At 71.8% G+C, this 13,899-nt stretch carries 14 protein-coding genes; 7 read left to right on the forward strand and 7 right to left on the reverse strand.

Translation table 11 applies throughout. From position 1 onward, the window contains the following. Window positions 1-165: 165 nt before the first annotated feature. Window positions 166-2,079 carry an ABC transporter ATP-binding protein gene (locus OG992_RS16635; protein WP_266305218.1) on the forward strand — a complete coding sequence of 638 codons (1,914 nt, stop codon included), beginning with the start codon at window positions 166-168 and terminating at the stop codon, window positions 2,077-2,079. 39 nt (window positions 2,080-2,118) lie between these two features. Here OG992_RS16635 and thrS read toward each other — a convergent pair whose 3' ends face one another. Next, window positions 2,119-3,336 carry a threonine--tRNA ligase gene (thrS, locus tag OG992_RS16640; protein ID WP_266303687.1) on the reverse strand — a complete coding sequence of 406 codons (1,218 nt, stop codon included), beginning with the start codon at window positions 3,334-3,336 and terminating at the stop codon, window positions 2,119-2,121. 508 nt (window positions 3,337-3,844) lie between these two features. Between thrS and OG992_RS16645 the strand changes: the two genes are divergently transcribed. The 4 genes from OG992_RS16645 (at window position 3,845) to OG992_RS16660 (ending at window position 5,988) form a co-directional block, all read left to right on the forward strand. After that, window positions 3,845-4,474, forward strand: coding sequence for a DedA family protein (locus OG992_RS16645; RefSeq protein ID WP_238684451.1), 630 nt, complete (start codon window positions 3,845-3,847; stop codon window positions 4,472-4,474). A gap of 44 nt (window positions 4,475-4,518) precedes the next feature. Further along, window positions 4,519-4,869, forward strand: a complete 351-nt coding sequence (locus tag OG992_RS16650) for a type II toxin-antitoxin system RelE/ParE family toxin (RefSeq protein WP_266303688.1) — start codon at window positions 4,519-4,521, stop codon at window positions 4,867-4,869. Between the two features lie 13 nt (window positions 4,870-4,882). Next, complete coding sequence (locus OG992_RS16655; RefSeq protein ID WP_124823083.1) at window positions 4,883-5,215, forward strand: helix-turn-helix domain-containing protein; 333 nt, start codon at window positions 4,883-4,885, stop codon at window positions 5,213-5,215. A 152-nt stretch (window positions 5,216-5,367) separates the two neighbouring features. After that, window positions 5,368-5,988, forward strand: coding sequence for a DUF998 domain-containing protein (locus OG992_RS16660; protein ID WP_238684454.1), 621 nt, complete (start codon window positions 5,368-5,370; stop codon window positions 5,986-5,988). Here the strand turns inward: OG992_RS16660 and OG992_RS16665 are convergent. Next, a complete protein-coding gene (locus OG992_RS16665; RefSeq protein WP_091394456.1) occupies window positions 5,966-7,369 on the reverse strand; it encodes an NAD(P)H-quinone dehydrogenase in 1,404 nt (467 codons plus the stop codon). The two genes, OG992_RS16660 and OG992_RS16665, sit on opposite strands and share 23 nt — an antisense overlap. A gap of 106 nt (window positions 7,370-7,475) precedes the next feature. On the opposite strand from OG992_RS16665, the gene OG992_RS16670 reads away from it, so the two are divergent. Continuing rightward, window positions 7,476-7,931: a gamma-glutamylcyclotransferase gene (locus OG992_RS16670; RefSeq protein WP_112588201.1), complete on the forward strand. Its 456-nt coding sequence runs from the start codon at window positions 7,476-7,478 to the stop codon at window positions 7,929-7,931. A gap of 75 nt (window positions 7,932-8,006) precedes the next feature. On the opposite strand, the gene OG992_RS16675 is transcribed toward OG992_RS16670, so the two are convergent. The 4 genes from OG992_RS16675 to OG992_RS16690 form a co-directional block, all read right to left on the reverse strand. After that, window positions 8,007-8,966, reverse strand: coding sequence for a GNAT family N-acetyltransferase (locus OG992_RS16675; RefSeq protein WP_266303689.1), 960 nt, complete (start codon window positions 8,964-8,966; stop codon window positions 8,007-8,009). Between the two features lie 62 nt (window positions 8,967-9,028). Continuing rightward, window positions 9,029-9,763: a hypothetical protein gene (locus tag OG992_RS16680; RefSeq protein WP_266303690.1), complete on the reverse strand. Its 735-nt coding sequence runs from the start codon at window positions 9,761-9,763 to the stop codon at window positions 9,029-9,031. A gap of 104 nt (window positions 9,764-9,867) precedes the next feature. Beyond that, a complete protein-coding gene (locus OG992_RS16685; protein WP_238684457.1) occupies window positions 9,868-10,851 on the reverse strand; it encodes a hypothetical protein in 984 nt (327 codons plus the stop codon). A 4-nt stretch (window positions 10,852-10,855) separates the two neighbouring features. Continuing rightward, on the reverse strand, window positions 10,856-11,488 hold the full coding sequence (locus tag OG992_RS16690; RefSeq protein WP_238684458.1) for an MBL fold metallo-hydrolase: 633 nt from the start codon (window positions 11,486-11,488) through the stop codon (window positions 10,856-10,858). 93 nt (window positions 11,489-11,581) lie between these two features. Here OG992_RS16690 and OG992_RS16695 point away from each other — a divergent pair, with 93 nt between their 5' ends. Next, window positions 11,582-12,544: a DUF4349 domain-containing protein gene (locus tag OG992_RS16695; RefSeq protein WP_266303691.1), complete on the forward strand. Its 963-nt coding sequence runs from the start codon at window positions 11,582-11,584 to the stop codon at window positions 12,542-12,544. Here the strand turns inward: OG992_RS16695 and OG992_RS16700 are convergent. After that, window positions 12,501-13,760: an amidohydrolase gene (locus tag OG992_RS16700; RefSeq protein WP_238684460.1), complete on the reverse strand. Its 1,260-nt coding sequence runs from the start codon at window positions 13,758-13,760 to the stop codon at window positions 12,501-12,503. The genes OG992_RS16695 and OG992_RS16700 overlap by 44 nt on opposite strands. Between the last annotated feature and the right edge of the window lie 139 nt (window positions 13,761-13,899).

Below are 13,899 nucleotides of genomic sequence, written 5' to 3' on the forward strand. Positions count from 1 at the left end.
GCGGCCGTACCCAGTCAGAAGCCGGCCGGCGACGGACGGACGCCCGATGAGACCGCGCGGCGACCCGGCGGGGGACCCGCGGCGGAGACCCGCGGTGGCGCGGCGACGCCGAAGCGGCTGCCGCCCGGCCGTCAGGGCGGCGGCCCGGGATGGATGAGCGCCGGAATGCCCGCCGAGAAGTCGATGAACTTCGGGCCGTCGGCCCGACGGCTGCTCGGCCGGCTGCGCGCGCACCGACTGCACCTGGCCGCGATCATCACGTTGGCAGTGGTGAGCGTCGGGTTCAGCGTGGCCGGGCCGAAGATCCTCGGCCACGCCACCGACCTGATCTTCACCGGGGTGATCGGCCGGCAACTGCCGGCCGGCACCACAGCCGAACAGGCCGTCGCGGCGGCCCGGGCCAGCGGCAACGACAGCTTCGCCGACATGCTGGCCCGGATGGACGTGGTGCCCGGGGTGGGCATCGACTTCAGCGCCCTGAAGCGGGTGCTGCTGCTGGCGCTCGGGCTCTACCTGGCGGCGAGCCTGCTGTCCTGGTGGCAGGGTTGGCTGCTCAACGGGGTGGTCCAGCGCACCGTGCTGCGGCTGCGCGCCGAGGTGGAGGAGAAGCTCAACCGGCTGCCGCTGCCCTACTTCGACAGGCAGCCGCGCGGTGAGCTGCTCAGCCGGGTCACCAACGACATCGACAACATCTCCACCAGCCTCCAGCAGACCCTCAGCCAGCTGCTCACCTCACTGCTGACCGTCGTCGGCGTGCTGGCCGTGATGTTCTGGATCTCGCCGGTGCTGGCCCTGGTGGCCCTGGTCGCGGTGCCGTTGTCGGTGCTGGTCACCCAGCGGATCGCCAAGCGCTCGCAGAAGCAGTTCATCGCCCAGTGGACGCACACCGGCGAGTTGAACGGCCAGATCGAGGAGGCGTACACCGGTCATGAGCTGGTGAAGGTCTTTGGCCGGCAGCGTGAGGTCGAGGCCGCGTTCCACGCGAAGAACGAGGAGTTGTTCCGGGCCAGCTTCGGGGCGCAGTTCATCTCCGGGATCATCATGCCGTCGATGATGTTCATCGGGAACCTGAGCTACGTGGCGATCGCCGTGGTCGGCGGGCTGCGGGTCGCCTCCGGCACGATGAGCCTCGGCGACGTGCAGGCGTTCATCCAGTACTCCCGCCAGTTCACCCAGCCGCTCACCCAACTCGCCTCGATGGCCAACCTGCTGCAGTCCGGGGTGGCCTCGGCCGAGCGGGTCTTCGCGGTGCTCGACGCCGACGAGCAGACCCCCGACCCGGTCGCGCCGGCCCGGGTCACGGACCCGCACGGTCGGGTCGAGTTCGAGCACGTCTCGTTCCGCTACGAGCCGGACAAGCCGCTGATCGACGACCTGTCGCTGGTCGCCGAGCCCGGACACACGGTGGCCATCGTCGGCCCGACCGGCGCCGGCAAGACCACCCTGGTCAACCTGGTGATGCGGTTCTACGAACTGGACGCCGGCCGGATCACCCTCGACGGGGTGGACATCACGACGATGCGCCGCGACGACCTGCGCGGCCGGATCGGCATGGTGCTCCAGGACACCTGGCTGTTCGGCGGCACCATCCGGGACAACATCGCCTACGGGCGGCCGGACGCCACCGAGGAGGAGATCCTCGCCGCCGCCCGGGCCACCTTCGTGGACCGGTTCGTGCGCAGCCTGCCCGACGGTTACGACACTGTCATCGACGAGGAGGGCAGCAACGTCAGCGCCGGCGAGAAGCAGCTCATCACCATCGCGCGGGCGTTCCTCGCCGAGCCGTCACTGCTGATCCTCGACGAGGCCACCAGCTCGGTGGACACCCGCACCGAGGTGCTGCTGCAACGAGCGATGGCCGCGCTGCGCTCGGACCGGACCAGCTTCGTGATCGCGCACCGGCTCTCCACCATCCGCGACGCCGACCTGATCCTGATGATGGAGGACGGCCGGATCGTCGAGCAGGGCACCCACGAGCAGTTGCTCGCCGCCCAGGGCGCGTACCACCGGCTCTACCGCTCACAGTTCACCGGCGCGGTGGTCGACGAGGAACCGGCCGCCCAACCGGCGTCGGTCTGAGGTCGGGCGGCCGTGCGCGCGAGACGATCGGTGGGCGGGTCAGTCCGACGGCAGCAGGTCTGCCGCGCGGGCGGCGACCTGCCCGCCGATCAGGGCGAGAGCCGCGTCGGCGGGCATCGGCGCCAGGGCACGGCCGCCGCGCAGGCGCAGCGCGAGGTGCCCGTCGGCCACCTCCCGGGCACCCACCACCCCGAGGTACGGGACGCGGCGGCGGGCCGCGTCCCGGACCCGGGCGCCCAGCGAGCCGGCGGCGTCGACCTCCACCCGCAGGCCGGCGTCGCCCGCCCGTCGGGCCAGGTCGGCCGCCGCGTCGGCCTGACCGTCGTCGACCGGCAGCAGCACCAACTGGACGGGCGCGTACCAGGCCGGGAACGCCCCCTCGTGCACCTCGATGAGGTACGCGAACAGCCGCTCCATGCTGCCGACCAGGCTGCGGTGCACCATGATCGGCCGACGCCGGCTGCCGTCCGAGTCGGTGTACGACAGGTCGAACCGTTCCGGCTTGTCGAAGTCCAGTTGGATGGTGGAGATGGTCGACTCCCGGCCGGCGGCGTCGACGATCTGAATGTCGATCTTCGGACCGTAGAAGGCGGCCTCCCCCGGTGCCTCGACGTACTCCACCCCGGCCAGCGCCTCCCGGAGCAACGCCTCGGCGCGGGCCCACTGGGCGTCGTCGCCGACGTACTTCTCGCCCGGCCCGCGCAGCGACAGCCGGAACCCGGCCGGCCGGACACCGAGCGCGGCGTGCGCTTCGCGGATCAGTCGGAGGATCTCGACGACCTCCGCGCCGACCTGCTCGGGCGCGCAGAAGGTGTGCGCGTCGTTGAGCGAGATGGCGCGTACCCGGGACAGCCCGCCGAGCACACCGGAGCGCTCCGAGCGGTACATCCCGCCCAGCTCCGCGATCCGCAACGGCAACTCCCGATAGGAGCGGCCCCGCGCCCGGAAGACCAACGCGTGGTGCGGGCAGAGGGCCGGCCGGAGCACGAACTCGTCGTCGGCGCTCAGCCGCATCGGCGGGAACATGTCGTCGGCGAAGTAGCCGAGATGGCCGGAGAGTTCGAAGAGTTCCCGCTTGCCCAGCGGCGGCGAGTAGACGTGCTGGTGGCCGGAGCGGCGCTCCAACTCCCGGACGTACTCCTCGACGGCGTGCCGGGCGGCGGCGCCGGCCGGCAGCCAGATCGGCAGGCCGGCGCCGGCCAGCGGGTCGGAGACGAAGAGGTCCAGCTCGCGGCCGAGCCTACGGTGGTCGATCATGTCGGGCTCCTGGATCGGGTACGACCCGGAGGCGACCTGAGCTCCGTTCGGCGCACTGCCCACGGGGGCGGATCGCCCCGGGGCCTGGTCGACTGTTGTTACGTCAGAGCGGCGCGCCGGGGACACCCGGCGTCGTGGTCATCACTACCGCGCTGCGCATACGGCGACCGTACTCGCGCGACCATCAAGGATGCACCCGGATTTACGGCGGAGGGGTGGGCCGCCGGCGCGGGACCCGCCGGCGGCCCTGGCGGCCGAATCGTCAGGAACGGGGGACCCGACGGGCATGGCCGCGCCGACAACGGTACGCCGACGAACGCCGTTCTGCCGCCCGCCTCGAACGGGTGCAACGGCCTCCGGACCCGTCACCCGGCAGCGACCGGCCTCGTTGTAGCTGGGTGGCCCAGTCGTGTCGACGGTCACGACGGGCCGGGGCCGTCCACCGTGACGCCGGACACGACGTCAGGCTCAAGACACCCAATTGGCCGCATTCGGCGAGGTGGCAGGCGTGCCCGAACTTCTGACTGACGTCGCATCGCCGACGTGGGCGTACCTGGTGCTGCTCGCGCTGCTGATCGCGGACGCCTTCGTGCCGGTGATCCCCACCCAGATCGTCATGATCACCAGTGGTGCGCTCACCGTCTACGGCGGGCTCAGCCTGCCGGTCACCATCGCCGTCGGCGCGCTCGGCGTATTCGCCGGCGACCTGGCCTGCTACCTGCTTGGGCGTAGCGCGCCGGACCGGCGGCCACCCCGGCACGCCGAGTTGAGCCGTGCCCGCCGGGTGGCCAGCCGCGTCACCCAGGGGCTGCGACAGCCTGGGCCGCTGGTCATCCTGCTCTGCCGGTTCGTGCCCGGCGGTCGGATGGCGGCCTGCTTCTCGGCCGGGCGCAGCCGCTACCCGTACCGCCTGTTCGTGCTCTACGAGGCGGTCGCCGCGCTGGGCTGGGCCACCTACGGCGCGCTGGTCGGGCACCTGGGCGGCACCGCACTGACCGAGTCGGCCTGGCGGCTGGCCATCATCGCCACCGCCGCGGCAGCCGGCTTCGCCGCGGCCGGATGGGCGATGACAGTGGTCAGCGCCCGCCACGCCCGCGCCGCCGCCGCGGTCGCCGCGGTCGAGGTCCCCGTCGACTGAGTGTCGTTACATCTGCGAGTATAAGCTTTACTTATATTGGCAGCATGTGGGACGTCAAACTTCATCCTGAGGTCGAGGAGTGGTTCCTCAACCTCTGCAAGACGGATCCCGCCAGCGCCGACCTCATGAGCGAGGCCATCGATCTCCTCGCCGAACACGGGCCGGCGCTCGGGCGTCCCCTGGTTGACCGTCTCAAGGGCAGCATCTTCCACCACATGAAGGAGTTGCGGCCTGGGTCGACCGGCTCCACCGAGGTCCGGATGATCTTCGCTTTTGATCAGTTCGAGAAGCTGTTTTTCTGGTTGCTGGCGACAAGTCGGGCCAGTGGCAGACTTGGTACAAGACGGCGGTCCCGTTGGCGGACGACCGGTTTCAGGAGCACCTCTCCAGGCTGAGGGAAGCACAGAGATGACCGATGGAGCTGACTGGCAGGACGTCAAGGCGAAGGCCCGCGCGCTCGACCCTTCCTGGGCAGATCCGGACCGGGTCTCCCGACGCGCTCAGCACCGTGAGCAGATGCTGGCAGCGGTCAGTGGGGCGCAGCTGGCAGAGATCCGCAAGCACCTGGGTATGACTCAGGTACAACTGGCCGAGGCGGCGGGGCTGACGCAGGCGAGGATCAGCCAGATCGAGAACGGCGAGCACACCAGCCTGGAATCACTCCGCGCCTACGTCACCGGCCTGGGTGGTCATCTCGACGTCGTCGCCCGCATTGGGAACATCCAGCTGAACGTCGCCTGACCTGGCGAAGGTCTTCGCGACCATCGGACGTTCACGGATGCGCGGAAGCACGTGACGGCCGCATCCCGAAAGGCCTCTAGGGGTGGTCCCGGGGAACGATTTCGGTGGCTGTCCCGGATTCGGCTGGGGTATCCGCGGCGACAGGCTGAGGCATGCCTGTTACCCGGAGTACCGGCCTGCTGGCCCTGGGCGGGATCGCCCTGGCTGCGCTGCTCACCGTGATCGGCCACCTCGAAGTCAACGACGACCTCAACCCGTGGGCGTTGACCATCAGCGACTTCGCGGTCTCCGACCGCGGCGGCGTCATCGACATCGCCATGGTGGTGCTCGCGCTCGCCACAGTGGCGCTGCTGTACGGACTGCGCCGCGCCAGCCCACGCCAACCGCGCGCCGGTCGTACGGCCGAGCTGCTGCTCGGCGCATGGGTGGGTGGGCTGCTGCTGGCCGCCGTGGTGCCGACGAACGAGCCGGGCACCGCCATGACCACCGCCGCGTACCTGCACCGGTACGCGTCGGTGATCGCCTTCCTGGCGTTGCCGGCGGCCGGTTGGCTGCTCGCCCGCCGACCTGACCTGACGCCAGCCGCCCGGACCCTACGCGCCCTGGTCCTGCTGAGCCTGGCCCTGGCTGCGGCGATGATCTGGTCCGCCTACCCCGGCGACCGGATGCTCATCGGACTGGCCGAACGCCTCCTGATCCTCACCGAGGTGGCCGTCCTGGCCACCGTGGCGCTGCTCCAGGCCCGGCAGGTCACTCCAGCTCGTGCAGCATGAGCTGGCGGGCCGCCTCGGTGATCGAGCCGGACAGCGAGGGGTAGATGGTGATGGTCTGGGCCAGCTCGTTGACAGTGAGGTTGTTCTCCACCGCCATGGTGATGGGCAGGATCAGCTCGCTGGCCTTCGGAGCGACCACCACACCGCCGATCACCTGACCGCTGGCGGGACGGCAGAACAACTTCACGAAACCGTCGGAGAGATCGTCCATCTTGGCCCGCGCGTTGCCGGACAGCGGCAGCATCACCTGCCGGGCCGGCACCTTGCCCGCGTCGACCTCGTCCTGCGAGACACCAACGGTGGCCAGCTCCGGGTCGGTGAAGACGTTCGCCGCGACCGTACGCAGCCGCAGCGGTCGGACCGCCTCGCCGAGCGCGTGCCACATGGCGATCCGGCCCTGCATGGCGGCGACGCTGGCCAGCAGCAGCACACCCGTGCAGTCGCCGGCGGCGTAGATGCCGGGCACGTTGGTCCGGGAGGCCCGGTCGACAGTCAGGTAGCCGCCCCGGCCCAGCTCCACCCCGTACTCGGTCAGACCCAGGTTGGCGGTGTTCGGGATCGAGCCGACGGTGATCAGCGCGTGCGAGCCGGTCACCTTGCGGCCGTCGGAGAGCTCCACCTCGACGCCGTCGGCGGTACGCCGGACCGCGTCGGCCCGGGAGTTGTTGAGGATCTCCATGCCCCGGTTGCGGAACACCCGCTCGATGGCGGAGGCGGCGTCGGCGTCCTCGTGCGGCATCACCCGGTCCCGGCTGGAGACCAGTGTCACCTCGACCCCCATCGCCAGGTACGCGCTGGCGAACTCCGCGCCGGTCACGCCGGACCCGACCACGATCAGGTGCTCGGGCAGCTCCGGCAGGTCGTACACCTGTCGCCAGGTCAGGATGCGCTCACCGTCCGGTACGGCGGTGGGCAGTTGGCGGGGCGTCGAGCCGGTGGCCACCAGCACGGTGGACGCGTCGATCGAGTACTCCTCGCCGCCGTCGGCGGGGGTGACGACGACCCGGTGGGTGTGCCCGAGGGAGTCCTCGCCGAGCCGGGCGGTGCCGGCCACGAAGGTGACTCCCGCCTTCAGCAGTTTGGCGTGGATGTCAGCGGACTGCGCCAGGGCCAGCCGCTTGACCCGCCCGTGCACCGCCCTCGCGTCGACGGTGACCGCCTCCAGGCCGTCCGAGTGCACCCCGAACTCCTCGGTGTCCCGGTAACCGGTGACCACCTGCGAGCTGGCGATGAAGGTCTTCGATGGTACGCAGTCGGAAAGCACGCAGGCACCGCCCGCGCCGTCGGCCTCCACCACTGTGACATCGGCGTCCAGCTGGGCGGCGACCAGTGCCGCCTCGTACCCGGCCGGCCCCCCGCCGATGATCACGATCCGGCTCACAGCGTTCGCCCTTCGTTGATGCTCACAGTGACTTTCTTCTCCCGAGCGCATTCGACACGCACTGTCGTATTCTCCCCCACCCGTCGGCCGGGCTATCGTCATCGCCGTGCGTCATCACGCCGCCTACGGCTCAAATCTCGACCCTGCCCGGATGCGCGCCTACTGTCCGCATTCGCCGATGGTGGGCACCGGCTGGCTGGAGGGCTGGCGGCTGACCTTCGCCGGGGCGGACGTGATCGGCTGGGAGGGTGCGGTGAGCACCCTTGTCGAGTCCCCCGGTGACCGGGTCTTCGTGGCGCTCTACGACATCCACCCGTACGACGCCGGCCAGCTCGACGAAATCGAGGGGGTGACCGCCGGCACGTACCGCAAGCTGCACGTCCGGGTCTCCACCCTCGACGGCGACGTGACCGCCTGGATCTACGTCTTCAACGGGTACGAGGGTGGCCTGCCGACCTCGTGGTATCTGTCGGAGATCGCGAACGCCGCCGAGAAGGCGGGCGCCCCGGACGACTACGTCACCGAGCTGCGGGCCCGCCCCACCGGCACCGCCTCGGCGTAGCAGCGCGTATCGCACCCCTCCAGTGTGCTACCGCAGTCGAGCGGAGCGCCGGGCGGGCCGGACCGGGGTCGTCAATCACACACCGGCCGCCGGGACGGAAAGTTCGTACATGTCGGCCCACACGGTCTCCCGCAGGCCCACCGACTCGTACAGCGACAGCGGGGCGGTCGGGTTGGTGAGGTCCACGCCAAGGCCGGCGGACCGCCGCCCCTTCTCGGCGTAGCGGGCGAAGGCGCTGCGCAGCAGCGCCGCACCCACACCCCTGCGCCGGTACGCGGGCAGCACCGACAAACTCTTCACCCAGCCCTGCTGCTGGTCGACCGCCTGGTCCGAGGACCGCAACGCGCCGACCGGCACCCCGTCCACCTCGGCGACGAACCACTCGTCCCAGGCGGTCAGGTCACCGATCCGGGCCCGCCACCGCTCGTACGACAGCGGCTCGTGATCGGCGGTGTCGGCGAAGGCGGTATCGGTGATCCGGTGGAACTCCCGCAGGTCGGCCTCGTCGTCCGGGCGGACCGGCCGCACCGTCACTGCCGATGGACCGGCCGGCTCGTCGGGCAGGTCGTCCAGCGGCCCGCTCATCCGGACGTATCTCTTGACGAGGGTGAACCCGACCTCGCGCAGGGTTCGTTCCCAGTCGCGTTCCGGCGCGAAGACCGCGCAACGGACGGTGAGCGACGGCAGCCCCCGCTCGGCGGCGCGCTCGGCGACCCGGTCCAGTTGGCGGAGTAGCAACGGCGCGCGGACGGCGGCGGCCCGTACCGGATCGACGTAGACCTCCACGAACTCCCGGCCCACACCTGTCGGGTTGTCCACCGTCGCCCAGCCGACCACAGTGTCGTCCGGGTCGATGGCCAGCCAAGAATCCCGGCTCGGGTCGAAGTGGGGGGCGGTCAGCGACGCCGCGACGTCCTCGGCGTCGAAATCGGGATGGCCGATGGCGAAGGTGTCGGCGGCGTGCACCACCGCGAGGATCGCCGGCACGTCGTCGAGGGTGGGTCGGCGCGTCGTCCAACCAGCGGGAAGGGTCACGGCAGGACATCCTGGCAGCCGATCCGCTCCGGCGCCGCCCATTTTTCCGGCCGACGGGAAGCTCAGCCGAGGTCGACCCGGGTGCGGTGCAGCAACTCCACCAGCTCCGCGCCGTCGGCGGGCCCGAGGGCGGTGAACGCCGGCGCGGTCAGCCGGTTGGTCACCGCCTCCGCCCAGAGTCGGCGGCGTACCAGCGGCCCGATCGGCGGGTACGGCGGCGGCCAGCCACAGGCCACCGCGCCGGCCTCGCCCTCCGGCCCGGCCAGCACGGCCTCCAACGGGGTCATCCCCGCGGCGCGTACCGCCAGCAGGTAGGCGCCGGTGAAGTGTTCCCGGAGCAGCCGCAGCCCGGCCGCGCTGCGCGCCCCGGGCGAGAGATCCGGAAGCGGCATGGCCCGCCACGCGGCGAAGAGCGGCATCCCACTGGCCTCCGCCGCCACCACGGCCCGCTCGACGAGCGCCGACAGGCGTTCGGTGCCGGGCAGAGGGCCGAGCTGCTCCGCCCCCCACCGGCAGCATTCGGCGAGACTCGCGGCGGCCACCTCGAACGGCGGAACGACCCGGGCGGCGGCGTCCCAGCCGTCGGCGACCGCGTCCGGGGCGATGAATCCGAGGGCGGCCGATGCCGTCTCGGCCCGCACACCGCCGAGCGCGCCGGCCCGGCCGCTGATGTAGAAGGCCCAGCCGGAGATGCCGAGCAGTCGGGCCCGGCGCAACGTGGTCGGGTCCCGGCTGAAGGCGTCGCCCAGGTCGAGCACGACGGGCTTACTGGCGGCCGCGACCTGCTCCGGAGTCACCGCGCCGCCTCGCTCGGGCAACCCGACCGGGCGACCACGACCACGCCCCGACCCGGGGCCACTCGCCGTGTACGGTCCGCACACTCGTCGTCGTCCATCGATGGTCAGTCTGCCGCGCCACCGCCCGCGTCCGCATTCCCCTCTTCGGCCGCCAGTGCCTCGACCGCCGCCTCGACCTCGCCGGCGCGCCGCCGGGCCACTGTGACCGCACGCTCGGCGGCACGCCGGGCGAGCTTGGCCCGGCTGAGGTCCTGCTCGGCGACCGCGCGCCGCCGCTCCAGCTCGGCCAACTCGGCCTCGAGGCGATCGAGTACTGCCGCACCGTCGCGCTCCTGCCCGGTCGCCTCGGTCAGCTCGGTCTCGGCCCGCTCCTGGTCGGCCTGGGCCTTCGCCAACTCCCGGTCCAGGGCGCGGCGCTGGCGGGCCCGCTCGGCTCGGGCCGCCCGCTGTGCGGCCCGCTCGGCCTGCTCGGCACGCTCGGCCGCCCGGTCCGGACGGGGTGCCGCCTCGGGACGGCCCCGTTGAGGGCCGGGTCGGCGGGCCGGGCGCTCCTCCTCGCGCTCCTCGTCATCGTCGGTGACCAGCCGCAGTTGCGGCCGGGGCACCTCACCGAAGCCGGCGTAGCTGGCCGCCCGCAGGAGGCGGCCCGCCCGCACCTGCTCGGCGACCTCGGCGTCGGAGAACGCCGCGTTCAGCGTCGCCTCCACCTCGGCCAGGGGCAGCCGGCTCGCCGGTGGCGCGTCCGGCTCGGCCGCGGCGAGCTTGCGAACCTCGGCGACCAGGGCGCCGACCACCGCCCGGCGCTGTGCGGACAGCTCCCGCAGTCGGGGCCCGCGCAACTCCCGCTGGGCGACTCGCAGGGCGTCGGCGAGCTGCACCAGATCGGCGACCAGCTCCGGGCGTCGGATGGAGAGCAGGTTCACCAACCAGGCGGCCACCGTCGGACGACGCAGCCGGGCCAGTTGCCGGGCGGTGGTCGGGTCGCCGGCCCGGCGGGCCTCGGCCACGGCGGCGTCCCGGGCGGCCACGAACCGGTCCGGTGGGGTGCGGTAGAGCTGCTGCACCAGCTCCGCGGAGAGGCCGGGCATCGGGTCAGACGTCCACCCGGCTACCGGGCTCCAGTCGCTGGTATTCGGTGCCGGACAGCGCTGTGTACTGCCGGTCGAGCACGCCCAGCCCGTTGTCGTTGAGCAACGCGTCGTGCAGGGCGTACGCGCGCCGCGGTGCGACAGCGCGGATGAAGTCGACCACCTCGGAGAACTTCGACCATGGCGCGTGGATCGGCGCGAAGAGCGTGTCGACGGGTGTCTCGTCGGGCACCACCAGGGAGTCGCCCGGGTGGTAGACAACGTCGTTGATCAGGTAACCGAGGTTGTCGATCACCGGGATGTCGGGGTGGATCACGGCGTGCCGCCCCCCGTACGCGCGCACCGCGACCCCGGCGGCGGTGAACGACTCACCGACGCTGACCGGGCGCAGCACGTCGGCAGCGTCGCCCAGGGACTCGCCGAGCGAGGCGGGCCCATGGATCGGGAACGGCTGTCGGTCGAGTTGCAGGCGCACCGCGGCCAGATCCAGGTGGTCGGGGTGTTCGTGGGTGATCAGCACCGCGTCCGCACCGTCCAGCGCCGCCGCGGCGTCGCCGAACACCCCGGGGTCGACGACGAGCACTCCCCCGTCGTGTTCCACCCGAAGGCAGGAGTGGGCGTACTTGGTGAGCCGCATCGTGACTCCTCGATTATCGAATCGTGACGTCCTCAGCGCAGTCTGCCGGAACCAGCCGGTGTGTGCGTCGCGTCCGAGCTATCGCCACACCGGTTGACGACGATGGGAGCGGGGATGGACGGACAGGTGGGACGACGCCGCGGTGCGCTGCTGGCGGCCACGACACTGGCGGCGGCTCTGGCGCTGACGGGGTGCGGCGCTGGCGACAGCGGGGCGCGGGACAGCGCGGGCACGGCGGCCGAGGCGCCAGCGGCCAACGGCGGCGAGGCGGGCCGGGACGCCGCCGCTGGTGCGCCGCAGGGGGCCGGCGCGGGTGCACCGGACCTGCGGGTCGACCAGCGGGCGATCATCTACACCGGAAGGATGCGGGTGCAGGTGGACGATGTGGACTCCGCTGCCCGCGAGGCCACCGCCGTGGCCACCCAGGCCGGCGGCTTCGTCGGCGGTGACCAGCGGCGCAGTGCCGACGCCGACGCGGTGGCGGAGTTGGAGCTGCGGGTGCCGGCGGCGAAGTTCACCGGCGTGGTGGAGGAGATCGCGAAGCTCGGTCGGCAGCAGAGCCGGCAGATCGACACCCAGGACGTCACCGAGGAGACCGTCGACCTGGAGGCCCGGATCACCAGTCAGCGGGCTCGGGTGGAGAGCGCCCGCCGGTTGCTGTCCCGAGCCACCTCGATCACCGATCTGGTGTCGCTGGAGAACGAGTTGGGTCGCCGGGAGGCCGATCTGGCCTCGCTGGAGGCCAAGAAGCGGCGCCTGGCCGACCTGACCGCCCTCTCCACGATCACCGTGTCGCTGGCCGGGCCGGCGGCGAAGGACACCGAGGACGAGGCCGAGACCGGCTTCCTGGTCGGGCTCAGGGGCGGCTGGAAGGCGTTCCTCGTCTCGATGACCGTCCTGCTCACGGTGCTGGGTGCGTTGTTGCCCTGGCTGGTGGCGCTGGGCGTACCGCTGGTGGCGCTGCTGGTGGTGCTGCGCCGACGGCGTAGGTCCCCGGCTCTGGTCGCGCCGGTCAGCGCGCCGCCGCCAGTGCCCGCAACGCGGTCTGCACCATGACGCGGACACCGACCGCGATGGACCGCTCGTCCACGTCGAAGCTCGCCCGGTGCAGGTCGACGTTGGGGCCGGAGCGACCCACGCCGAGCCGGGCGAGGGCGCCGGGGACGTACTCCAGGTACCAGGAGAAGTCCTCGCCGCCCATGCTCTGCGGTGTCTCGGCGATCCCGTCCGGGCCGAGGGCGGCGGCGGTGGCTGCGGTCAGCACCTGGATGGCGTGGGAGTCGTTGCACACCGGCGGCCGGCCGCGCAGGTATTCCAGGTCGACAGTGGCACCGGTCGGCGCGATCACGTCCCGCACCACCTGAGCGACGATCTTGGGAGCTTGCTCCCAGGTGTCGCGGTCCATCACCCGGAGGGTGCCGGACGCGCTCGCCTCGGACGGGATGACGTTGTAGCGGGTGCCGGCCGAGGCGTGGCCGAAGACCAGCAGCAGGCCGCTGTTGGCCGGCACCCGGCGACTGACCAGGGCCGGCACCTCGGTGATCAGCCGACCGAGCGCGTCGACCATGTCGACGGTCAGGTGCGGGCGGGCGGTGTGCCCGCCCGGGCCGGAGAGTCGGACCGTCACGTTGTCGGCGGCCGCGGTGATCGGGCCGACCCGCAGGCCGACCTGGCCCACCTGCAGGTTCGGGTCGCAGTGCAGCGCGAAGATCTGCACCACGTCGTCCAGGCCGCCGGCCTCGATGACCTCCAGCGAACCGCAGGGCAGGATCTCCTCGGCCGGCTGGAAGATGAGCCGGACCCGACCGTCCAGCTCGCCGAGGTCGGCGAGTTGGGCCAGCAGCATGCCGACGCCGAGCAGGACCGAGGTGTGCACGTCGTGCCCGCAGGCGTGGCAGACGCCCTCGACCGTCGACCGGTACGGGACGTCCTTCGGGTCGTCCAGCGGCAGGGCGTCGATGTCGGCGCGCAGTGCCACGACCGGCCCGTCCGGCCTGCCGTTGACGTCGCAGATCACGCCGTTGCCCTTGGGCAGCAGGCGCGGATTCAGCCCGGCCAGCGACAGCTCCCGGGCGATCAGCGCGGCCGTCTCGAACTCGTTGCCGGACAGCTCCGGGTGCGAGTGGAGGTGACGGCGCGTAGCGATCAGCCCCGGTACCCGGAGCGCGAGAAGGTGGTCCAGCTCGCGGGGCAGGGGCTGGGATCCCGGTGGCGTCTCCGGCCAGGACGACGCCAGCTGGCCATTTGTGGGCAGCGTCAACGCACTCGTCACGTCGAATTCTCGATCACTAGGAATGGATGGATCATCGGGGACAGCAGACAGCCTAGACCTCCGACGGTGACGCTGCGCAACCTCGTTACGGTAATGATCGGACCGCACAGAGTCACGTATGCCCTGCTGGGGGCGCTCG

The organism is Micromonospora sp. NBC_00362, from assembly GCF_026342155.1.
Taxonomy (GTDB): domain Bacteria; phylum Actinomycetota; class Actinomycetes; order Mycobacteriales; family Micromonosporaceae; genus Micromonospora; species Micromonospora hortensis.